This is a genomic window from Eggerthella sp. BIOML-A4 (genome assembly GCF_009875575.1).
Lineage (GTDB): Bacteria > Actinomycetota > Coriobacteriia > Coriobacteriales > Eggerthellaceae > Eggerthella > Eggerthella lenta.
Map to the genome: position 1 here is coordinate 22,958 of NZ_WWRX01000014.1, position 22,229 is coordinate 45,186.

20 protein-coding genes are annotated in these 22,229 nt (G+C 65.6%); all 20 read left to right on the forward strand.

The genetic code is table 11. The features are described 5' to 3' along the window. Nucleotides 1-91 precede the first annotated feature (91 nt). The 20 genes from GT613_RS12885 (at nt 92) to GT613_RS12980 (ending at nt 22,171) form a co-directional block, all read left to right on the forward strand. Complete coding sequence (locus GT613_RS12885; protein WP_021410215.1) at nt 92-1,921, forward strand: NADH-quinone oxidoreductase subunit L; 1,830 nt, start codon at nt 92-94, stop codon at nt 1,919-1,921. An 18-nt stretch (nt 1,922-1,939) separates the two neighbouring features. Next, nucleotides 1,940-2,809, forward strand: coding sequence for a complex I subunit 1 family protein (locus GT613_RS12890; RefSeq protein ID WP_114513121.1), 870 nt, complete (start codon nt 1,940-1,942; stop codon nt 2,807-2,809). A 13-nt stretch (nt 2,810-2,822) separates the two neighbouring features. Continuing rightward, complete coding sequence (locus GT613_RS12895) at nt 2,823-3,266, forward strand: NADH-quinone oxidoreductase subunit B family protein (RefSeq protein WP_009306980.1); 444 nt, start codon at nt 2,823-2,825, stop codon at nt 3,264-3,266. Further along, nucleotides 3,263-4,000 carry an NADH-quinone oxidoreductase subunit C gene (locus GT613_RS12900; RefSeq protein WP_015760640.1) on the forward strand — a complete coding sequence of 246 codons (738 nt, stop codon included), beginning with the start codon at nt 3,263-3,265 and terminating at the stop codon, nt 3,998-4,000. Before GT613_RS12895 ends, GT613_RS12900 begins: the two co-directional genes overlap by 4 nt. A 1-nt stretch (nt 4,001) precedes the next feature. Beyond that, entirely contained in the window at nt 4,002-5,090 is a 1,089-nt protein-coding gene (locus tag GT613_RS12905) for a nickel-dependent hydrogenase large subunit (RefSeq protein ID WP_009306982.1), read from the forward strand. Between the two features lie 7 nt (nt 5,091-5,097). Further along, entirely contained in the window at nt 5,098-5,454 is a 357-nt protein-coding gene (locus GT613_RS12910) for a 4Fe-4S binding protein (protein ID WP_009306983.1), read from the forward strand. Nucleotides 5,455-5,812: 358 nt separating this feature from the next. Beyond that, nucleotides 5,813-6,466: a CDP-alcohol phosphatidyltransferase family protein gene (locus GT613_RS12915; protein ID WP_114551430.1), complete on the forward strand. Its 654-nt coding sequence runs from the start codon at nt 5,813-5,815 to the stop codon at nt 6,464-6,466. A 321-nt stretch (nt 6,467-6,787) separates the two neighbouring features. After that, nucleotides 6,788-8,770, forward strand: coding sequence for a VanW family protein (locus GT613_RS12920; protein WP_370516129.1), 1,983 nt, complete (start codon nt 6,788-6,790; stop codon nt 8,768-8,770). Nucleotides 8,771-8,786: 16 nt separating this feature from the next. Beyond that, a complete protein-coding gene (locus tag GT613_RS12925; protein WP_009306986.1) occupies nt 8,787-10,097 on the forward strand; it encodes a phenylacetate--CoA ligase family protein in 1,311 nt (436 codons plus the stop codon). After that, nucleotides 10,094-10,522, forward strand: a complete 429-nt coding sequence (locus GT613_RS12930) for an amino acid-binding protein (protein WP_009306987.1) — start codon at nt 10,094-10,096, stop codon at nt 10,520-10,522. The genes GT613_RS12925 and GT613_RS12930 overlap by 4 nt, the downstream gene beginning before the upstream one ends. Next, entirely contained in the window at nt 10,515-11,918 is a 1,404-nt protein-coding gene (locus GT613_RS12935) for a D-alanyl-D-alanine carboxypeptidase family protein (RefSeq protein ID WP_161172658.1), read from the forward strand. The genes GT613_RS12930 and GT613_RS12935 overlap by 8 nt, the downstream gene beginning before the upstream one ends. Before the next feature lie 25 nt (nt 11,919-11,943). Beyond that, on the forward strand, nt 11,944-12,381 hold the full coding sequence (locus tag GT613_RS12940; RefSeq protein WP_009306989.1) for an FHA domain-containing protein: 438 nt from the start codon (nt 11,944-11,946) through the stop codon (nt 12,379-12,381). Nucleotides 12,382-12,543: 162 nt separating this feature from the next. Continuing rightward, nucleotides 12,544-14,295 (forward strand): thiamine pyrophosphate-dependent enzyme, encoded by a 1,752-nt coding sequence (locus tag GT613_RS12945; protein WP_015760644.1) that lies wholly within the window; start codon nt 12,544-12,546, stop codon nt 14,293-14,295. Next, complete coding sequence (locus GT613_RS12950) at nt 14,292-14,903, forward strand: indolepyruvate oxidoreductase subunit beta (RefSeq protein ID WP_015760645.1); 612 nt, start codon at nt 14,292-14,294, stop codon at nt 14,901-14,903. Before GT613_RS12945 ends, GT613_RS12950 begins: the two co-directional genes overlap by 4 nt. Nucleotides 14,904-14,906: 3 nt before the next feature. After that, nucleotides 14,907-15,341: an amino acid-binding protein gene (locus GT613_RS12955; protein ID WP_009306992.1), complete on the forward strand. Its 435-nt coding sequence runs from the start codon at nt 14,907-14,909 to the stop codon at nt 15,339-15,341. 5 nt (nt 15,342-15,346) lie between these two features. Continuing rightward, a complete protein-coding gene (locus GT613_RS12960) occupies nt 15,347-16,711 on the forward strand; it encodes a phenylacetate--CoA ligase family protein (RefSeq protein WP_231566093.1) in 1,365 nt (454 codons plus the stop codon). A 10-nt stretch (nt 16,712-16,721) separates the two neighbouring features. Further along, nucleotides 16,722-17,663, forward strand: coding sequence for a tRNA glutamyl-Q(34) synthetase GluQRS (gene gluQRS / locus GT613_RS12965; protein WP_015760647.1), 942 nt, complete (start codon nt 16,722-16,724; stop codon nt 17,661-17,663). 358 nt (nt 17,664-18,021) lie between these two features. Then, on the forward strand, nt 18,022-18,699 hold the full coding sequence (locus GT613_RS12970; RefSeq protein WP_015760648.1) for a hypothetical protein: 678 nt from the start codon (nt 18,022-18,024) through the stop codon (nt 18,697-18,699). Between the two features lie 29 nt (nt 18,700-18,728). Beyond that, nucleotides 18,729-21,557, forward strand: coding sequence for a molybdopterin-dependent oxidoreductase (locus tag GT613_RS12975; protein ID WP_181872252.1), 2,829 nt, complete (start codon nt 18,729-18,731; stop codon nt 21,555-21,557). Then, complete coding sequence (locus GT613_RS12980) at nt 21,557-22,171, forward strand: 4Fe-4S dicluster domain-containing protein (RefSeq protein WP_161172659.1); 615 nt, start codon at nt 21,557-21,559, stop codon at nt 22,169-22,171. The genes GT613_RS12975 and GT613_RS12980 overlap by 1 nt, the downstream gene beginning before the upstream one ends. The last annotated feature ends 58 nt before the right edge of the window (nt 22,172-22,229 follow it).

A 22,229-nucleotide genomic window follows, 5' to 3' on the forward strand; every position in this document is an offset into this window, starting at 1 on the left:
CGTGGCTATGCTCGGGTTTTTAATCCTTTTCCCGCTGGTTGTTGCCGGCGTTCTGCTTGTCGTGCGCAACAACCGAGCGAGAAACGTGATTGTGGGAGCCTCCGCGCTCGTCATCGGGTTAGCGTCGGTGTGGCTCGTCGTGTCCTATCTGGGAGCTCCGTGGATAACGTATGATTTCTACTCCCCGGTGGTCGACTACGTCTGCATGGCCGTCAGCGTGCTCATCGCTGCCGCCATCTTGTACTTCGGCATTAAGTACAAGAACTTGTGGGCTTGCGTGCTCGCAGCCGTCCAGGTGGTCGGCTCGCTTGTGTTCGAGTTCGGTTTCGCCCACGACGTCCTCGTGACCGAAGGGCTGTACCTCGACTCGCTGTCGCTGCTCATGGCGTTTATCATCGGCGTCATCGGCTCCGGCATCTGCGTGTACGCTCTCGGTTACATGGAAGACTTCCAGGCGCACGAGCCGGAAGGCGCGAAGGACCGCCGGCCGACGTTCTTCGCCCTCATGTTCGTCTTTCTGGCGGCCATGTTCCTCATCGTGTTCTCGAACAACATGCTGTGGCTGTTCACCGGCTGGGAGATCACCACGGTGTGCTCCTTCCTCCTCATCGGCTTCACCCGTACCGAGGAGGCCATCAAGAACGCCTTCCGCCAGATTATCATGAACCTGCTGGGCGGCATCGCCTTCCTGGCGGCCTTGTACGTCATGGCCATCCAGTTCAACACGCTGTCGTTCCTCGAGTTCCTGCAGATCGGCATCGCCAACCCCGGCATGGTCGTGCTGCCGGTCACGGCGCTCGCGTTCGCCGGCCTCACCAAGGCTGCGCAGATGCCGTTCCACACGTGGCTCCTCGGCGCCATGGTGGCGCCCACTCCCACGTCCGCGCTGCTGCACTCTTCGACCATGGTGAAGGCGGGCGTCTTCTTGCTCATCAAGCTGGCGCCCATCATGATGGCGTGTCCCGTTCCGTCCGTCATGGTCATCCTCGTTGGCGGCCTCACGTTCTTGTTCTGCTCGTTCATGGCCATCTCGCAGTCGAACGCCAAGCGCGTGCTGGCGTACTCCACCATCGCGAACCTCGGCTTGATCGTGGCCTGTGCGGGCGTTGGCACGCCCGAGGCGGTCTGGGCCGCGGCCTTCCTCGTGCTGTTCCACGCTATCGCGAAGTCGCTGCTGTTCCTGTGCGTCGGCACCGCCGAGCACCATATCGGCAGCCGCGACATCGAGGACATGGACCTGTTGTTCGAGCGCATGCCGCGTCTAGCCCGCTTCATGATGCTGGGTATCCTGTGCATGTTCATCGCCCCGTTCGGCATGCTGCTGGCCAAGTGGGCCACGCTCGTCTCCTTCGCGGATACCGGTCAGGTGGCGCTCATCGTGCTTCTGGCGTTCGGCTCCGCGGCCACGTTCATGTTCTGGGCGAAGTGGCTGGGCAAGCTTTCCGGCATCGCCGCTCGTCCCGAGAACGTCGAGGCCAAGGTGCATTCCAGCGAGTGGGTGGCCATCATGGTCATGGCCGTGCTCGTCATCCTGTGCTGCATTGGACTGCCCATCATCTCGTGGGCTGTGGTGGAACCGTACATCTACAGCGTGTTCGGCACCGTGGGCCAGGACATCTCGTCGTCCAACCTGTGGATCGCCTCCATCCTGTCGGCGTTCATCGCCGTGGTCCTGTTCGCCGGACTCGGCCGCTCGAAGGCCAAGAAGGTCGACATCTACCTGGCAGGCGTGAGCCGCGACAACGCCGAGCGCACGTTCTCCAACTCGCTGTCGGGCGAATCCACCGCATCGGCGCGCAACTGGTACCTCGAGGGCATCTTCGGCGAGAAGCGCTTGTCGCCGTTCGGCACCGCGTGCTGCACCGTCATCATCGTGATCGCATTCGCGGCGGCGGCCGTGGGCGTTCCGGGATTGTTCTAGGAAAGGGTGTGATCTGACATGACAATGCTCTTCGCTCTTATCGGCACCCTCGTCTTCGCCATCGTCGCGCCGGTTCTGGGATGCCTACTCGCTGGCCTCGACCGCAAGATCTCGGCTCGTATGCAGGGTCGCGTGGGACCCCCGCTGTTGCAGCCGTACTACGATGTCCGCAAGCTCATCGAGAAGGATAACGTGTCGGTGAACTCCACCGAGGGCACCTACATCACGTGCGCCCTCGTGTTCACCCTCATCGCCGGCGGCATCTTCTTCTCCGGCGGCAACCTGCTGATGAGCGTGTTCGTGATCACGCTGTCGGGCCTGTTCTTCATCGTGGCCGCGTACTCCACGCGCTCGCCGTACGCCGAGATCGGCGCGAACCGCGAGACGCTGCAGGTCATGGCGTACGAGCCCATGGTGCTGTTCATGGCCGTGGCGTTCTACATGGCGGCCGGAACCTTCAACTCCGCAGGCGTGTTCTTCCTCGACGCGCCCCTAGTGACCAATATCTGGCTCGTATTCCTGGGCTTTTTGTTCGTGCTCACCATCAAGCTGCGCAAGTCGCCGTTCGACCTGTCGTACTCGCATCATGCGCATCAGGAGATCGTCAAGGGCATCACCACCGAGATGAGCGGCAAGACGCTGGCGAAGGTGGAGATCATGCACTGGTGCGAGAACGTGCTGTTCCTCGGCTGGACCGCGCTGTTCTTCCTTTGGGGCAACCCGCTGTCCATCGTGCTGGCGCTCGTGGTAGTGGTGCTCGTGTACTTCCTTGAGATCTGGATCGACAACAACTTCGCTCGCGTGAAGTGGCAGGCCCTGCTGGCATCGGCGTGGGGCGTGGCCCTCGTCGCGGGCGGCGTGAACATCGCGTTCTTGGCCTACCTGTAAAGGAGCTGCACCTATGACGTATGCAACCAAATCACCGTGGGTCATCCACTACGACGGTTCCAGCTGCAACGGCTGCGACATCGAAGTGCTGGCCGCGCTGTGCCCCGGGTTCGATGTGGAGCGCTTCGGCATCATCAACACGGGCAATCCCAAGCACGCCGACATCTTCCTCGTCACGGGCAGCGTGAACGAGCAGAACATCGGCGTGGTCCAGGAGATCTACAACCAGATGGTCGAGCCGAAGGTGGTCATCGCGTGCGGCATCTGCGCATGCTCGGCCGGCATCTTCCACGACTGCTACAACGTGATCGGCGGCGTCGACCAGGCCATCCCCGTGGACGTGTACGCGCCTGGCTGCGCCGTGCGTCCCGAAGCCATCATCGATGCGGTCGTGCAGGGACTCGGTATCCTGGAAGAAAAATCGAAAGCCCTGCAGGCGCAAAAGAAAGGGGCGTGAGAAACGTGACCCTGCAATCGGAATTCATCCCGCTCACCATCGAGGGCCTGCCGGCGCTTGCAGCGGAAAAGAAGGCGGAAGGCGCGCGCTTCGTGCAGATGCTGTGCGTGAACACCGAGGAAGGCATCGATCTCGTGTACTCGTTCATGAAGGACGGCGTGCTGACGAACCATGAGATCAAAGGCGTGAAGAAGGGCACGACCGTACCCAGCGTCACCGATCAGTTCCTGGCGGCGTTCGTGTTCGAGAACGAGGCGCACGATCTGTTCGGCGTGGACATCGAGGGCATCGCCATCGACTTCGGCGGCAACTTCTACGCGCTCGCGCAGAAAGAGCCCATGACCATCATCTCGCCGGAGCAGAAGGCGGCTCGCGAGAAGGCGAGGAAGGTGGCCGAGGCGAAAGCCGCCAAGGAGCGCGCTGCGAAGGCCGCGGAGGCCTCGTACGTGGCGAGCCATCCCGAGGCGAAGTCCAAGCCGACAGGCGACGTCATCAAGCCTTCGGGCTCCGATGACCTGGACGCGCGCCTGGCCGGCGTGGATCCCGAGAAGGTCGCCCGCGTCAAGGCGGCCATCGCCGCGAAGGCCAAGAAGGAGGCTGCGGCGAAGCAGGCGGCCGCCGATGAGAAGATCGCGAACCTCGACCCTGAGAAAGCAGCCAAAGTGAAGGCCGCTTTGGAAGCCAAGGCCGCGCGCGAAGCGGCGAAGACGGAAACAGAAAAGGAAGGTGAGTAGCATGGGAAAGGCGACCGTCATCCCGTTCGGCCCCCAACATCCGGTGCTGCCCGAGCCTTTGCACCTCGATCTCGTGGTGGAGGACGAGACCGTCATCGAGGCGGTTCCGCAGATCGGCTTCATCCACCGCGGCCTCGAGAAGCTCGTGGAGACGCGCGATTACAACCAGTTCATCTACGTGGCCGAGCGTATCTGCGGCATCTGCGCGTTCGGGCATTCCATGGGCTACGCCGAGACCGTCGAGAAGCTCATGGGCGTCGAGATCCCCGAGCGCGCCGAGTACCTGCGCGTCATCTGGCACGAGCTTTCGCGTATCCACTCCCACGTGCTGTGGATGGGACTCGCGGCCGACGCATTCGGTTTCGAGAGCCTGTTCATGCACTGCTGGCGTTTGCGCGAGCGCGTGCTGGACATCTTCGAGAAGACCACCGGCGGGCGCGTCATTTTCTCGGTCGTCAAGGTGGGCGGCGTGGTCCGCGACATCGATGACGCGCAGTTCGCCGAGATGAAGCGCGTGCTGGAGGGCATCAAGGACGAATACCGCCAGCTGTGCAACGCGTTCCTCAAAGACAGCTCGGTGAAGAACCGCACCGTTGGCGTGGGCTATATCAGCCATGAGGATGCGCTGGCCCAGAGCATGGTGGGTCCGTTCGCGCGCGCCTCCAACGTGAACTACGACGCGCGCATGCTGGGCAACGGCGGCTACGGCTTCCTGTCCGACTTCCAGCCCATCCTCGACGGCCAAGGCGACTGCTACGCTCGCGTGAAGGTGCGCGCGCTCGAGGTGCTGCAGTCCATCGATATCATCGAGGAGATGATCGCCAAGATCCCCGCCGGCGACATCGCCGTCGACGTGAAGGGCTCCCCTGCGGCCGGTGCCGAGGCCGCCAACGTGGTGGAGCAGCCTCGCGGCGAATGCTACTACTATGCGCGCGGCAACGGGTCGAAGTTCCTCGACCGCATGCGCATGCGCACGCCGACGTCGCAGAACCTGGCCGGCATGGCCACGGCGCTCGCCGGGTGCGACCTGGCCGACGTCAACATGATCGTGCTCACCATCGACCCCTGCATCAGCTGCACGGAAAGGTAGGAGGACCATGGGAAGCTTCAAGCTGGGAAAAATGACCCTCGGGGGCCTGTTCAAGAAGCCCGAGACGCTCATGTACCCCGTCGAGACGAAAACCCCTCCCGCGGGTCTCAAGGGCCATGTGGTGAACGACGTTGACCGATGCATCCTGTGCGGCATCTGCCAGAAGCGCTGCCCCTGCGCCGCAATCGTAGTGGACAAGCCGGCGCGCACCTGGACCATCGACCGCTTCCGCTGCGTGCAGTGCGGCAGCTGCGTGCGCGAATGCCCGAAGGACTGCCTGACCATGGAGCCCACGTACACGCCGCCGGCGACGAGCAAGCACGTCGACTCCTTCGAGGTTCCGGAGACCAAGAAAACGGCGTAAGACGAGTTCCGTCGGAACTGCGAAGACCCGGGAACCCTGACGGTTCCCGGGTCTTCTTTCGTTTCCGGCCCCGGGGATGCAGTTCCTCATGCACGCTTTTGTCAACCAGGTGCGGGCATATGGATCCCTTTCGCTTGACAAAAGCGTGCATGAACCAAACGAACGCGCCAGAGGGGAACTCTCTGGCCGTCGTCGCGCGAGGTGCGCGGGCGAATGGAAATCCCGTTGAAGACGTGAACAAGGACGGGGTTCTGGGGAAACCTGCTAGAATGGTGCAAATCGGAACACGTTCTACCGGGCCCGAGCGCATGGCCCGGTTTTTGCGTCGAGAGACGGCGCGGAAGGGAAGGATGCTCGTATGGGACAGAAGGATGAGGGCTGCGCAGCCGACCAGGTGAGCGACCGCATCTTCACCGTGCCGAACATCATCTCGTTCGTCAGGCTGTGCCTCGTGCCCGTATTCCTCGTGCTGCTTCTCAACGGTTTCAACGTCGCGGCTACGCTGCTGTACGCGCTGGCAGCGGGCACCGACTGGATCGACGGGCAGATCGCCCGCCGGACGAATGCCGTGTCCCGCCTGGGCCAGCTGCTCGATCCGGCGGTCGACCGCATCCTCATGATCTCGGGCGTGTGCGGCCTGTTCCTCGTGGGACGTCTGCCGCTGTGGATCATCCTCGTGGTGCTCGTGCGCGATCTGCTGCTGCTCGTGGGCGGCGCGGTGCTGCTCAAGCGCTTTCGCGTGCGCGTGGCCGTCATCTTTCCGGGCAAGGTGGCCACGACGCTCTTGTTCGTCGGCTTCGCCGGCCTGCTGCTGAACTGGCCGCTCGTACCGGGACTCGGTCTCGTGGACGCGGTTTGGTTGCCGGGTTTGAACGGGCTGCCCTGTTCGTGGGGCATCTGGTTCGTATATGCCGGACTTGCGCTGGGGCTGGTCACTACCGCGTATTACATCGCTGCGGCACTGCGGAAGCTGCGTGCTGTCAAGGATGCGCAGGCGGAGAGCACGCGGTAGCGCATGGCCGTTCGGACGCCCAGAAAAGCGAACGCGAGCCGCACCGGACGACCCGATCCTGCTCGCCGAGCGCCTTCTGCGCGCGAGATGCGCGAGCGCGCCCCCCAGCGTCCCGCCGCCTCCGCGCCGCGGCGCGCTCCGACGACGCCGTCCCGCCGCGGCGGGCCGAACGCGGGCAAGGGGTCGCGGCAGACTCGTTCTTCCGCGCAACGGCCGCGCGGTTCCCGTTCCTACAACACGCCCGCCGTCTGGACGAAGGAGGCGCCACGCTCGAATCTCGCAGGAGGAGCCGCGCGCCGAGCGCTCGGCGCAGTCGGCGGCGTGCTGCTGTCCTTGCTCGCCCTGGTCGGCAAGGGGCTTGCGACGTTGTTCCGCGCGCTCGCGGCTCTCGTGGCGCGCAGCCGCATCGCGCTCGCCGTGGTCTTCGTGTGCGCGGCGCTGCTCGTCTTCGGCGTTGCGGACTTCGCCGTAAACGCGAACAAAGCTTACCCCGGCGTGCGGGTGGGGCAGATCGACGCCGCCGGAAAGATGGCCGACGAGCTGGCCGCCCTCATCGACGAGGTCTACGGCGCGCGCCTGGCCCAAGGCAGCGTGACCATCTACGCGAACGACGAAGCGGAGGCGCGCATCGCCGACGAGACGGCCGCCGCGCAGGACGCGGCGCTTGCCGAGCAGCTGGCGTTGGAGGAGGCGCGCGCCAACAAGCTTGCTTGGACGGCCGACGCGGCCTCGCTCGAGGCGCGCGTTCCTTCCGATGAGCTGGCCGCCGAGGCGCTCGCCGTGGGTCGCGAGGACGGCGGCATCCTGGCGCGTCTCGCTGCGTTGGCGACGGGCCGCGAGCTGAAGCCTCGCGCCGCGTATGCGGAGACGGCGGTGGAGTCGCTGGCTTCCGACATCGACGCGGCCATCGGCGACCCGCGCGTCGACTACGGGATCGTCGTGGAGGACGGCACGGCTTCGGTCACCGAAGGCCATGACGGCTTCATGGTGAATCGCGACGAGCTCAGGCGGACGCTCGACGAGCTGCTGCTCGGTCAGGAGGACGGTAGCAGGTCGTTCGTCGCCCGAGCCGAGCATGCGCCTTTGCGCATCGACGAGTCCGCCGCGCAGGATGCATGCGACGCTGTGAACGCGGCCATTGCCGACGGGGCGCGGTTCACGTACGAAGGCGCCGCTTGGAGCGCGTCGGCTTCGGACGTCGGCAGCTGGGTGTCCACGCGCATCGACGGGTCGTCTCTCGCGGCGTTCGTCGACGCCGCCAAGGCGAAGCCTGCGCTGCTGGCGCATGTCGCCGAGGTGGGCAAAGGGGATCCCGTGCACGTGTCGTTCGAGGTCGCAGACGACGATGTGATCGTCCGCACCGATGGCGAGGGCGCCATTCCGCTAGTCGCGGAAGCTACGGGGCTGTTGGATGCCGCGCTGTTCGGCGATGACGGCAAAGCGCGTACCGGCGTGGGAGCGGGCGCGCCGGTCGAAGTGGCCATCGGCTCCGGTCCCGCACCTGAGGCGATGCCGTTCGACGAGGCGATGGATCTCGGGGTGATCGGCGCCATCGCCTCCTACACCACCGAGTACGCCACAGGCCCCGGCACCGAGGCGCGCAACCACAACATCGCGCTCGTGTCCCAGTACCTCAGCGACTCCGTGGCGAAGCCCGGCGACAGCTGGTCGTTCAACGGGACGGCGGGGGATTGCAGCACCGAGGAGCGCGGCTTCAAGGGCGCGGGCGCCATCGTGGACGGCGAGTACGACGACGCCATCGGCGGGGGCATCTGCCAGGTGGCCACCACCGTGTTCAACGCCGTGTACGATGCAGGATTCCCCGTGCTCACGAGGCACAACCACTCGCTTTACATCGCCAGCTACCCCACGGGGCGCGATGCGGCGGTCAGCTGGCCCGATCTTGACTTCGTATGGCAAAACGATTCCGCTAGCGATGTTTTGGTGCGTCTTTCTTGTGTGGACGGGTCCGTAACGGCTACACTATACGGAGTCGACCCCGGATACAAGGTGTCCACGACGACGGGCGACTGGGGCGAAGGCCGGAAGTACGAGACGAGGACGACGATCGACGATACGCTCGCGCCGAACGCGAGCTACGTCAAGACGCGCGGAACCGATGGGCGCACCATCACCATTATCCGTACGGTCAAGGACGAATCCGGCGAGGTTCTGCACGAAGATCCGTTCAGCTCCGTGTACGATCCGGTAACGGAGGTCGTCGTCGAGGGTCCCAAAGTCGCGGGCGACGGAAAAAGCGACGCTGCGACGGAGGGTTCTTCATCCAACGTCACGAGCAATTGAGAGGTGAGCATCCAAGGTGTACTATCAGCCAGACATCGAGACCATGCCCGTAGAGCAGCTGCGCGACCTGCAGCTGGAGCGCATGAAGAAGACCGTGCAGCACTCCTATGACAACGTGGCGTTCTACCAGCGATCGTTCAAGGAGGCCGGCGTCGAGCCGGGCGACCTCAAGACCCTCGAGGACCTGCCGAAGTTCCCGTTCGTCGTGAAACAGGACATGCGCGACGCCTACCCGTTCGGGCTGTTCGCCGTGCCGCAGAAGGACGTGGCGCGCATCCACGCGTCGTCGGGCACGACGGGCCAGGCCACCGTAGTGGGGCATACCGCGAACGACCTCAAGAACTGGGGCGACTGCTTCGCGCGCGGCATCCATATGGTGAACGGCAACGAGGACTCCACCATCCAGGTGTCTTACGGCTACGGCCTGTTCACGGGCGGCTTGGGCGCGCACTACGGCGGCGAGGCCGCGGGCTGCACGGTCATCCCCACCTCCTCGGGAAACACGAAGCGCCAGATCCAGATGATGAAGGACCTGGGCACCGATATTCTCGCTTGCACGCCCTCCTATGCGCTGCTCATCGCCGACACCGCCATCGAGATGGGATACGACCCGGCGGTCGACTTCAAGATCTCGGCCGGCATCTTCGGCGCTGAGCCCGCCTCCGAAAGCATGCGCGAGGACATCCGCAAGAAGCTGGGCATCCAGTACTGCGACGTGTACGGTCTGTCCGAAGTCATGGGCCCGGGCGTGGCCATGGAGTGCGCGGAGTCGCACGGCCTGCATGTGGCGGAGGATCATTTCTACGCCGAGATCGTGGATCCCGATACGCTCAAGCCCCTGCCCGACGGCGAGTACGGCGAGCTCGTGTTCACCACGCTCACGCGCGAGTGCTGCCCGCTCGTGCGCTACCGCACCCGCGACGTCACGCGCATCATCCCCGAGGAGTGCGCGTGCGGACGCACCCACCGCAAGATCGACCGCATCGTGGGGCGCACCGACGACATGCTCATCCTGCGCGGCGTGAACGTGTTCCCGTCCCAGATCGAGCAGGTCATCGTCAGCTTCCCGGAGATCGCGGCGCAGTACCAGATCATCCTCACCTCGAAGGGCCCGCTCGACCACGTCGAGCTGGACGTGGAGACGGTGCCCGAATTCCCGTTCGACGAGATCCGCAAGCTCCAGGACCTCAAACGCCGCTTGGCCGCCGAGCTCAAGAGCAACCTGCAGATCGCCGTGGACATCAAGATCGTGGAGCCGAAGACCATCGAGCGCAGCGAGGGCAAGGCGAAGCGCATCATCGACCTGAGAGAAGGGAAGAAGGCATGATTTCGCAGCTGACCGTTTTCCTCGAGAACGAGAAGGGCCGCCTCGCGGCCGCCTGCCGCGCCGTGTCCGACGCGGGCATCAACATGCACGCGCTGAACCTGGCGGACACGTCGGACTTCGGCGTGGTGCGCATGCTGACCGACACGCCCGAGGCCGCAGCCGAAGCGCTGCGCGAGCAGGGCTACCGCGCCACCGTCACCCCGGTGCTGGCCGTGCGCGTTCCCAACGTGCCGGGCGGCCTGGCGAAGCTCCTCGAGTTCATGGACGAGCAGGACGCCAACGTCGAGTACGGCTACTGCTTCTCGGTGAACGAGGACTACGCCGTCGACGTGCTCAAGGCCGACGGTTCGGACGACCTGGAGCAGAAGCTGACCGATGCCGGTTTCGAGCCGGTGCGACCGGAGGACATCTACCGCATTGACTAACTTCTTCGAGCATATCGCATCCGTCGGGCGAGCGCGCCTTCTAGCATGCGCGCTCGCCTGCGCGCTGGCGCTTTCGGGCGCCGCTTGGACGGCACCCGCCTTCGCCGACGTGCGCAAAGCAGACGTCGTATACGGCCAAACGGTCGATGCACGCGGCCTGGCCGTGGCGCAGTGCCCCAGCATCGACGCCGAGTACGCCATGGTCATGGGGGCCGACGGCACCGTGTACTTCGAACGCAACGCCCAAAGCCCCACGCAGATCGCGTCCATCACGAAGATCATGACCGGCGTGGTTGCCCTCGATGCCGTGAAGGACGGGCTCCTGTCGCTCGATTCGCCCGTCACGGTTTCCGCCGCCGCCGCCGCGGTAGGCGAGTCGTCGGCGGGCTTGCAAGAGGGCGACGTCATGAATCTCGATGCGGCGCTCAAGGCGCTGCTCGTGCCTTCGGGCAACGATGCCGCCGTGGCCATCGCCGAGACGATCGGTGCTCTCATGGAGCCGGGCACGTCCGATCCGGAAGCCGTGTTCGTGAACGCCATGAACGCCAAGGCTCAGGAGCTGGGCTGCACCGACACGGTGTACGACAACCCGCACGGGCTTGATTTCGACGCCTACGCGGGCGATTTGCACAGCACGGCGGCCGACGTGGCGAAAGTGGTGCAGTACGCCATGACCAACGACACGTTTCGCGCGGCTGTGGGCGGCGGGAGCACCACCATCCAGGTGACGCGCGCCGACGGCGCGAAGGCCGACATCTACCTTGAGACCACCGACGGGTTCTTCGACATCTACGAGTACGCCATAGGCGTGAAGACCGGCGTCACCCTGCTCGCCGGCCCGTCGTTCGCGGGCGCCGCCAACAAGGACGGCCGCGAGCTGTACGCCATCGTCATCAACTCGTCCTCCGAGGCGCAGCGTTTCAAAGACGCCGAGAGCCTCTGCGAATGGGTGTACCAGCACGAGATATCCTACCAGCTTGCGAACAGCCCCGAAACCGCCACGATGAACGGCACCGAGGTGCCGGTGGTGGCTGAGGTGGCCCATTCCGGCTGGATCGACAAGACGGTGAAGGCGACGCTGCGCGACCCTGCGGCAGCCGTCACCATCTTCGACTTGAACGGCAACGTGAGCCAGTCGCTCGAGTTCGACGAGCTGGCGGGCAACGTGAAGGAAGGCGACAAGGTGGGCACGATCACCTTCAAGCAGCGCAACACCGTCATCGCCACGATGGACCTCGTGGCATGCGAGGACGTCGACGCGCCCGACTTCTTCGAGGGCGTGGGCGTGTGGTGGGACCGCCTGTTCCGCAGCTTCTCCGGAGGCCAGGAAGTGGCGCGTTCCATCACGCTCAACGAGACGCCGCTCGTCATCGACAAGACCGCGTCCGCAGCGTAGCGCCGGACTGAAGAGAGGATACGCCATGAGCATGTGCCCTGTTTGCAACAACCCCATCGATTCGCAGGCTCCGGTCTGCCCGCATTGCGGGTTCAAGCTGCTCGGATCCACCCAGCGTTTCGAGCCGGTGTCGTTCGGCGACGATGCACTGCCCGTCGCGGCCGCCCCCCAGGCCGCTGCCGCCCTCCACGTGGTGCGCGGCCCGCAGACCGGGGTCACCTACCAACTGGGCGATCAGGCGCTCACCATCGGGCGCAGCCCGCAGTGCGACCTGTTCCTCAACGATATGACCGTGTCGCGCGAGCACGCTTCGGTCGAGCCTGCGGACGGCGGCTACGTCATCCGCGACGCCAACTCGTTCAACGGCGTATGGGTGAACAACGAAAGCGTGGAAACGCGCCGGCTCGTCTCGGGAGACGTCATCCAGATCGGCGCCTTCTGCCTGGTCTACAAGGAGGAGTAGACGCGATCTCGCGTGTCGACAGGCGCGCTTCGCACTGCACCCAGGATGGCAACATGCGCAAAACGCGCGCCGTTCGGCTCGGTTTTGGACGTTTGACCGGGGCGGGCGGTGCGCGTTGCCGTATAATTCCCCAGTGGGTTTATCACACGGAAGGGTTCGCTCATGGAATTGATGTCAGGCAACGAGGCAATAGCCCAGGGGGCATGGGAGGCCGGCGCGCGCATCGGCGTGGCCTATCCCGGCACGCCGTCGACGGAGACGCTCGAGGCGTTCGCGAAGAAGGACGGCGTGTACGCCGAATGGTGCGTCAACGAGAAGGTGGCCGTCGAGGTGGGCATCGGGGCGTCGGTCGCCGGCGCGCGCGTGCTGTCCACGATGAAGCACGTCGGCGTGAACGTGGCGGCCGACCCGTTGTTCACTGCGGCATACGCGGGCGTGGGCGGCGGGCTCGTGGTGCTGGCTGCCGATGATCCGGGCATGTACTCGTCCCAAAACGAACAGGATTCCCACTGGTACGCACGCGCAGCCCACATCCCCATGCTCGACCCTGCCGATTCCGCCGAGGCTTTGCGCTTCACGCGCGAGGCGTACGACGTGTCCGAGCGCTTCGACGTGCCCGTCTTCATCCGTTCCACAGTGCGCGTGTCGCACACGAAAACGCCGGTGGAGCCCGGCGAGCGCACCGAGATCGCGCTCAAGCCCTACGAAAGCGATCCGGCGAAGTGGGTCATGATGCCCGCGTTCGCCAAGCCCCGCCGCAAGGTGCAGCTGGCGCGCATCGACGCGCTGCGCGCCTGGGCCGAGGAGTGCCCCTACAACGAGGTCGTGCGCAAGGGGAGCGCCGTGGGCGTGGTGTGCGCCGGCGCCGTCTACCAGCACGTCGTGGAAGCGCTGCCCGACGCGTCCGTGTTCAAGCTGGGCCTCACCTGGCCGCTTCCGCAGCAGGCGCTGCGCGACTTCGCCGAGAGCGTGGACGCGCTCTACGTGGTGGAGGAGGCTTCCGAGTACCTGGACGAGGGCGTGCGGGCGCTGGGCATCGAGGTTGCCGCGTTCGAGAGCCCGCTGCCGCGCGACGGCGAACTGACCCCCGGCCTCATCAGAGCGGCGTTCGGCTTCGAGGAGCCTGCTCACGAGCCGTTGCCCGCCGGCCTTCCGGGCCGCCCGCCGGCGTTGTGCGCCGGGTGCCCGCACCGTCTCGTGTTCAAGGAGCTTTCCCGCATGAAGGCCGTCGTCACCGGCGACATCGGCTGCTACACTTTGGGCGCGCTGCCGCCGCTGTCCGCCATGGACACCACCATCGACATGGGCGCGTCGGTTTCCATGTCGCATGGCTTCGAGCTGGCTTGGGCGGGCACCGACCACCGTCCCGTCGTGGGCGTCATCGGCGACTCGACGTTCGCGCACTCGGGCCTGTCGGCGCTGATCTCCACCGTGTACAACCAAGGACGCGGAACCGTCTGCGTGCTGGACAACCGCACCACGGCCATGACGGGTCGCCAGGGAAACCCCTTCAACGGCGAGACGCTGCAAGGCCGCCTCTCGCGCGAGCTCGACCTTGAGAGCGTCGTGCGCGCCATCGGCGTCGAGGACGTGCGCACCGTCGACCCGAACGACGCCAAAGCCGTTCGCCGCGCGCTCAAGGAGGCCGTGGCCTCGGAGGAGCTTTCCGTGCTCGTGTTCCGCAGCCCCTGCGTGCTGATCGACCGGCATCGCGAGCCCGCCTACGCGGTGACCGACGCCTGCACGGCATGCGGCGTGTGCTCGACTTTAGGCTGTCCGGCCATCGCGAAGGATCCGGCGAACGACCACGCGCTCATCGATGCCGCCCAGTGCATCGGATGCGGCCAGTGCGCCCAGTACTGCGCTTGGAACGCCATCGCGCAACCCGCTGGGGAGAAAGGAGGCGTCGCATGATGACCTCGAACGATACTGTCACCGTCCTTCTGTGCGGCGTGGGCGGCCAGGGCACCATCCTGGCGGCCGACCTCCTGGCCCATGCGGCGCTGGAATCCGGTTACGACGCGAAGGTGTCCGAGATCCACGGCATGTCGCAGCGCGGCGGCGCGGTGACCACGGTCGTGCGCTTCGGGCGCGCGGGCGTGCAGTCCATGGTGTCCGACCCGGGATGCGCCGATTGCGTCGTCTCCTTCGAGACCACCGAGGCGTTGCGCAACCTTCCCAACGTGCGCGAGGGCGGCTACCTTCTCGTTGCCGACGAGTCCATCCAGCCGCTTCCCGTGCTCATCGGGCGCGCTTCCATGCCCGAGCATGCGCGCGAGACGCTGGCCGCTGCGGGCGCCACGCTCATCCCGGCCGGAGACATCGCCGTCGGCGTGGGCGCGCCGAAGTCGGTGAACGTGGTGCTGCTCGGGGCGTTGGCGACCCGCCTCGACTTCTCGCAAAAGGCATGGGAGCGCGTCGTCGCGCGCCGCGTGCCTCCCAAGACCGTCGATGCCAACTTGGCAGCGTTTCGCGCGGGCCTCGCGTTCGCTCGCGAGGCTGCGGGCGGGGAAGGGGCTTAAGGCGTGAGCGTTCAACAGATCAGCGTATTCTTGGAAAGCCGCCCCGGGCACTTGCGCCGCGTGCTCGATGCGTTCGAGGACGCGCATGTCAGCGTGCGCGGTTACAGCGCCTCCGACACGGGGGACTACGGCATCGTGCGCTTCATCGTGGATGCGCCCGACAAGGCGCTCGCCGTGCTGCAGGATATGGGCGCGGCGGCCACGCAGACCGACGTCCTGTGCGCGCGTCTCGACGACGTGCCTGGCGAGCTGGCGCGCGTCATGGGCATCATGGCCGACTGCGGCATCAACGTGACGTACAGCTATTCGCTCATCTCCACCTACATCGCGCTGTCCGTCAAGGACATCGCGCGCGCCGAGAAGCTGTTGGCGGCTCAGCCCGTCGAGCTCATCGGGCAGGACGACCTCGCCCGCCCCGTCGCGCCGGAAAGCCGGTGATCCGCGTGACCGACATCACCGTGAAAGGAGCGGCTTTGGCCGCCGTCGCGGCAGGCGATTTCTCAAGCCTGCCCATCCACAATCCGGCTGTCGAATGCGCCTCGCGCGAGCGCATCCGCGCCATCCAGCTGGAGAAGCTCGTCGCGCAGGTTCGCTGGACGTACGAGCGCGTGCCCTGGTACCGTGCACGCATGGACGATTCGGGCGTGACCCCCTCCGACATCAAGACGCTCGAGGACGTGCGCATGCTGCCGTTCACGGACAAGTCCGTGCTGCGCGACACTTTCCCGTACGGCCTGTTCGCCGTGCCGCTGGACGAAGTGGTGGAACTGCACTCGTCGTCAGGCACCACGGGAAAGCCCATCGTGGTGGGCTATAACGAAAGCGATATGGCCATGTGGGCCGACTGCATCATGCGGCTCGTGCAGATGGCGGGCGTCGTGCCGGGCGATCGGGCGCAGATGGCCTTCGGTTACGGCATGTTCACCGGCGGCTTCGGCCTGCACTACGGGCTGCAGAAGCTGGGCTGCATGATGATCCCCGCCGGCTCCGGCAACACCGAGCGCCACATCGCCATGATCGAGGACTACGGCACCACCGTGCTGGTGGCCACGCCGTCCTACGCGCTGCACGTGTGCGAGGTGGGGGAGAAGATGGGCTACGATTGGGCGAAGTCCCCGCTGCGCGTGGGCCTGTTCGGCGGCGAGCCGTGCCCGCCGGGCCTCAAGGCCGAGATCGAGGATCGCATGCACATCGTGTGCACCGACAACTACGGCCTGACCGAAGTCATGGGGCCGGGCGTGTCGGGCGAGTGCCTGGCCTCGCGCGACATGCAGCACCTCGCCGAGGACCACTTCCTCTGGGAGGTCGTCGACCCCGAGACGGGCGATCCGGTCCCCGACGGCGAGATGGGCGAGCTCGTGCTCACGCCGCTGGGCAAGCAGGCCATCCCCGTGCTGCGCTACCGCACGCACGATCTGACCCGCGTGGTCACGGAGCCGTGCGCGTGCGGCCGCACCACGGCCCGCATGCAGAAGGTGCGCGCCCGCTCGGACGACATGCTCATCATCCGCGGCACGAACGTGTTCCCCTCGCAGGTGGAGGACGTGCTGGCCGGCATCGACGGCGTCACGCCGCATTACCGCATCGTCGTGGAGAGCGCAGGCGGCCTCGACCGCATGACCGTGCACGTGGAGCTCAAGCCCGAGGCGTTCTCGGACTCGTACGAGGACATGGAGAATTTGCGCCGCTCCATCGAAGACAAGCTCAAGGGCGTGCTGCTGGTGGGTGTGAAGGCGAAGCTCGTCGAGCCCGGCGGCATCGAGCGCAGCACCGGCAAAACCAAGCACGTCGAAGATTTGAGAAAGTAGAGGGTTCCGCGTGGAAGCCGCCTCGTCGTCCGCTCCCGTGGTGGGGCGGTTCGCTCCTTCGCCGACGGGGCGGATGCATGCGGGGAACGTGTTCGCGGCGTTGACGGCATGGCTCGTGGCCAAGTCGCAAGGTGGCCGCATCGTGCTGCGCATCGAGGACCTCGATGCCGAGCGCTCGAAGCCCGTCTACATCGATGCCGTGCAGCGCGACTTCGAAGCGCTGGGGCTGACTTGGGACGAAGGGCCGTACTTCCAGCACGACCGCACGGAGGCCTACCGGGCCGCGTACGATGAGCTGCGCGAACGCGGCCTTGTGTACCCCTGCTTCTGCACGCGCGCCGACCTGCATGCGGCATCGGCGCCGCATCGCGGCGAGAAGCCGGTGTACCCGGGGACCTGCCGGCATCTGAGCGACGGGGAGCGCGCCGTCCGCGCGCAGCAGCGCATGCCCGCGCAACGCCTCATCGTGCCCGATCGGGAGGTCGCCTTCGTCGATCAGGTGCAGGGATCCTACGCGCAGAACCTCGCCGCCGACTGCGGAGACTTCCTCGTGCAGCGCTCGGACGGCGCGTTCGCCTACCAGCTGGCCGTGGTGGTGGACGACGCGGCTCAGGGCGTCACCTCGGTGGTGCGCGGCGTGGACCTCCTGTGCTCCACGCCCCAGCAGCTCTACCTGCAGGAGCTGCTCGGTCTGCCGCATCCCGCCTACGCGCACATACCGCTGCTCGTGGCCGAGCGCGACCGGCGCCTGTCGAAGCGCGACCGCGACGCCGCCCTCGATGCGCTGCTCGCGCGCTTCAAGACGCCCGAAGCCGTCATCGGCCATATCGCCGGCATCACCGGCCTTGCGCCCACATGCGACCCCGCAACGCCCGAAGAGCTGCTGGCGACGTTCGATCTCGCCGCGCTGCCGACGACCTTCGACGACCTCGTGCAAGTGCGCTGGAGGTAAGCCTACCGGAGTCGCCCCGCCGCAGCGACTCCGCTGCCGTGGGCGCAAAACGGCACCCATGACGTTTTCTTGAGGCTATCCACTAGGAAATCGTATATCGAAAAATTCGCCATCAGGGGCTTTGGTCGACGTCGCACCCGCACGGCACGCGCAAATTGCCATGGGTGCCGTTTTGCGCCCACAACGGCGAATCGCTCGCCGACCCCCTGTTTTCTCAGCTGAAATTCCCTCACTCACGCATTTTGCGTGAGAATTTTCGCCATAATTCCTCCACATTTCATCCAGAATGCAGATAGTTTCGCCATCGTTCGCTGCCTAAAGTTAGCCCAACGGAGGAATGCAGCGAAGGGGGAGGCGCATGACTGCCATGCAAGATGAAACCGTCGTCGACGCGAAAGCCGTCGAGGATCGGCTGGCCGCAATCGAGGACGCGGTATGCCGCCATCCGCTCAACCGCGAGGTGCTCTATCGCATGCTCGCGTACTGCGCCGAGGAGCGCGCGTTGGACGACCTTGAGCGCGAAGCAGCATCCTGGCCCGAATTCGAAACCGCTACCCAGAACCAGTACCGCCTGGCCGAGCATCTCGTGCGCGCCGGCGGGCTGGATAGGATCGAGCGAGACGAGCGCGGCGCCATTGTCATGGAACAGGACAAGGAGGGGCTCGACGAGGACGCCGTCGACGACCTCGTGCGTTCCGTAGCGTTTCGCACCACCGAAGCGGGAGTGCGCTTCGTCGAGCAGCATCGCCCTCGGGCGCGCCTCGTGGAGTTGCTGCAGCTCGCGCCGGAACGCGCTGACGTGTATATCGAGCTGCTGGAGTTCGTCCGAGCTCGTCCGCGCGCCTACAACGACATCGCGGAACTGCTGCGCGGGCGCCCCGCGCTGGAAACCGTCATCGACGGCGAGCGGCGGCGCATGCAGCCCAGCGTGTTCGTGGACAAGCTGGAGCGCTCGGGCGCTTTGGTCTGGAAAGAAGGTTGGTGTCTGACGGAGGAGGGGGACGCGTTTCTACGGGATCTGAAGGCAAGCGAGTAGAACCATCATAAGGAGAAAGGTTGGAGAACATGGCTGAAACCACGTTGACACGTCGAAGCTTCGTCAAGGCGTCCGCTCTGGTGGGCGCGACGGCGGCGTTCGGCGCTTCGATGGCCGGCTGTATGCAGGAGGCTCCGCAGGAGCAGGCTCCGTCCGGCGGCGGCGCCGACGAGGGTCTCGTGAGGATGAAGACGTCCTGCCACGGCTGCATCCAGATGTGCCCGGCTATCGCGTATCTGAAGGACGGCGTCGTCGTAAAGCTGGAAGGCGACCCCGACGCGCCGGTAAGTCGCGGAAGCCTGTGCATCAAGGGCCTCAACCAGCTGCACACCATGTACAGCCCCCGCCGCGTGCTGCATCCGCTTCGGCGTGCCGGCGAGCGCGGCGAGAACAAATGGGAGGTCATCAGCTGGGACGAGGCCGTCGAGGAAGCGGCCACGCATATCTGCGACGCCATCGACAAATACGGCCCCTATTCCTTCTTCGCCAGCGTGGGCGGCGGCGGGGCCTACTCGTTCATGGAGGCCATGACCCTGCCCATGGCGTTCGGGTCGCCCACCGTGTTCGAGCCCGGCTGCGCCCAGTGCTATCTGCCGCGCTGGAGCATGTCGAAACTGTTCTACGGCGGCAACGACCAGTCCATCGCCGACAACGCCGTGCAGGAGATATTCCGTCCCGACCCCGACAACAAGGCCGAGGTCGTGGTGCTGTGGGGCGCCCAGCCTTCCGTCAGCCAGACGGCAGAATCGGGTCGCGGCATGGCCGAGCTGCGCGCCAAGGGCGTGAAGACCATCGTGGTCGATCCCAACTTCTCGCCCGACGCGGTGAAGGCCGATGTGTGGCTGCCGGTGCGCCCGGCCACCGACACGGGCCTGCTCCTGTGCTGGTTCCGCTACATCTTCGAGAACAAGCTCTACGACGAGCAGTTCACGAAGTACTGGACGAACCTGCCCTTCCTTATCGACCCCGAGACGAAGCTGCCGGTGAAGGCGCAGGAGCTGTTCCCCGACTTCCAGCAGACCACGCCCGAGAACACCCCGGCCTACGTCTGCTACGACCTCAAGACGAACGCGGTGGCGCCCTTCGAGTTCTCCGCGCCCGCCGACGCCGCAGTGGACCCCGAGATCTTCTGGACGGGCGACTTCGAAGGGAAGACGTACAAGACCGCCGGCCAGATCTACAAGGAAGAAGCCGATCCCTGGACGCTCGAGCACACCGCCGAGAACTGCTGGCTCGATGCCGGCAAGATCGAAAAAGCCATCAAGATCTACGCCGAGGCCTCCGTGGCCGGCATCGCCAACGGCGTGGCGTCGGATATGACCGAGTCCGCCTCGCAGGTGCCGCTGGGCTGCATGGGCCTGGACTCCATCATGGGCTACGTCAACAAGCCCGGCTGCACGATGACGCAGTACGGCGCCGCCGGCGCGCCGCCGACGAAGCGCCCGGTCACGTACAACAACGGCTTCGACGGCATGTTCTCGGACATGTACGGCATCGGCGCGGTCATCGGCATGAGCGATGCCGAGAACGAGGCGCGCGCCAAGAAGCTGGGGGAGGAGAACCCGCAGCAGAAGCTGGCGAACCAGTTGCTCGTCGATCGACTTGGCATGAAAGACCACAAGGGTCTGTACGCATGGTGCCACAGCCATATCCCCACGGTGCGCGAGGCCATCGCCACCGGCGAGCCGTACAAGCCGCGCGTGTGGTTCGACATGTCGGGCAACAAGCTGGCCATGCTGGGCAACGCGAAGTCGTGGTACGACGTGTTCCCCGAGGTCGACTACATCATCGGCCAGTACCCGATGCTCACCTCCTTCCACATCGAGGCCGCCGACCTCGTGTTCCCCGTGCGCGAGTGGCTGGAAGAGCCCATGGTGAACATGACCCAGCTCAACACCCAGTGGCTGCAGAACGAGTGCGTGCACATCGGCGAGACGGTGTCGCACTCCATCCCAGCCGCGCAGGTGGTGGCGAAATGCGCGGAGAAGATGGGCGGCGAGCTGCCCGGTCTCAAGCCCGGATACCTGGGCAGCGCCACCGAGGAGGAGGTCAAGGCCTCCGTCGCCGAGACGCTGCACGCGCCCAGCTGGGACGAGCTGGTGAAGGACGCCGACAAGTACGTGCCCTACGTCACGCCGGCCAGCGAGTACTTCCATTACGGCCAACATGAAACCGTGGTGGACGATGGCCTGCCTGCCGGCTTCGGCACCGAGTCCCGCAAGATCGAGGTGTACTGCCAGATCCTGCTCAAGCTGGCGCGCACGGGATATCCGTTCTGCTATCCGGAGCCGCAGGAGCCCTGCGAGGACTACAGCCCCATCTGCTCGTACATCGAGCCGGCGGAGAGCCCGCTGTCCGACGAGGAATACCCCTTCGTGCTCACGTCGGGCCGCGTGCCGTACTTCCACCATGGCACCATGCGCCACGCCGCGCTGTCGCGCGAGCTGTTCCCCACGGCCGAGATCCGCATCAATCCGGCGAGCGCCAAGGAGCTGGGCATCGAACATATGGATTGGGTGAAGGTGACCAGCCGCCGCGGCGAGGTGCACGCGCGCGCCTACCTCACCGAGGGCGTGCATCCGAAAACCGTGTGGATGGAGCGCTTCTGGAACCCGGAGTGCTACGACGAGTCCCAGACGAATCCGACGGCCGGCTGGCGCGAGTGCAACGTGAACGTGCTCACGAAGAACGACGCCCCGTTCAACGAAGTGTACGGCTCCTACACGAACCGCGGTTTCACGGTGAAGATCGAGAAGTCCCAGAAACCCGCGAACGTATGGGTGGAGCCCGAGGAGTTCGCGCCGTTCCTGCCGACTGAGGAAATGCTGTCCGAAGCTCAGACGAAGGATGTGTTCTGATGAGAAACTGCCTGGTTATCGATCTCGACCGCTGCAGCGGATGCGACGGCTGCGTTGCGGCCTGCAAGCTTGAGAACAACGTCGATTTGGGCGTGTGCTACAACCGCGTGCACGCCGTGGGACCCACGGGCACCTTCCCGGACATCGAGCAGTACTGGATTCCCCTGCAATGCCAGCAGTGCGAGAACCCCGGCTGCATCGAAGTGTGCCCGACGGGCGCATCGTACCGCGATGAAGCCACGGGCGTGGTGCTGGTCAACGCCGAGGAGTGCATCGGCTGCGAATCGTGCCTGAAGGGCTGCCCGTACAACGTGCGCACGCTCAATCCGAACACGAACGTGGTGGAGAAGTGCACGTTGTGCTTCCAGCGACACGAAGAGGAGAACTGGGTGCCGGCGTGCGTGCACAACTGCTGCTGCGGCGCGCGCTACTTCGGCGACCTGGACGATCCCGACAGCTCCGCTGCGAAGGCCGTTGCGGCGGCCGGCGCGGAGAACTGCCACCAGCTTGACGATCCGCACGGGCTCAAACCGGCGACGGTCTATATCCTGTCTGCCGCAACGGCGGCATGGCAGGGCGATCCTGTGACGACGGACCGCGTGTCCGCATCGTAAGCCCGCGCGCTGCAACCCGTCCCGGCAGGCCGAACCCCTCCCAAGGCCTGCCGGGACG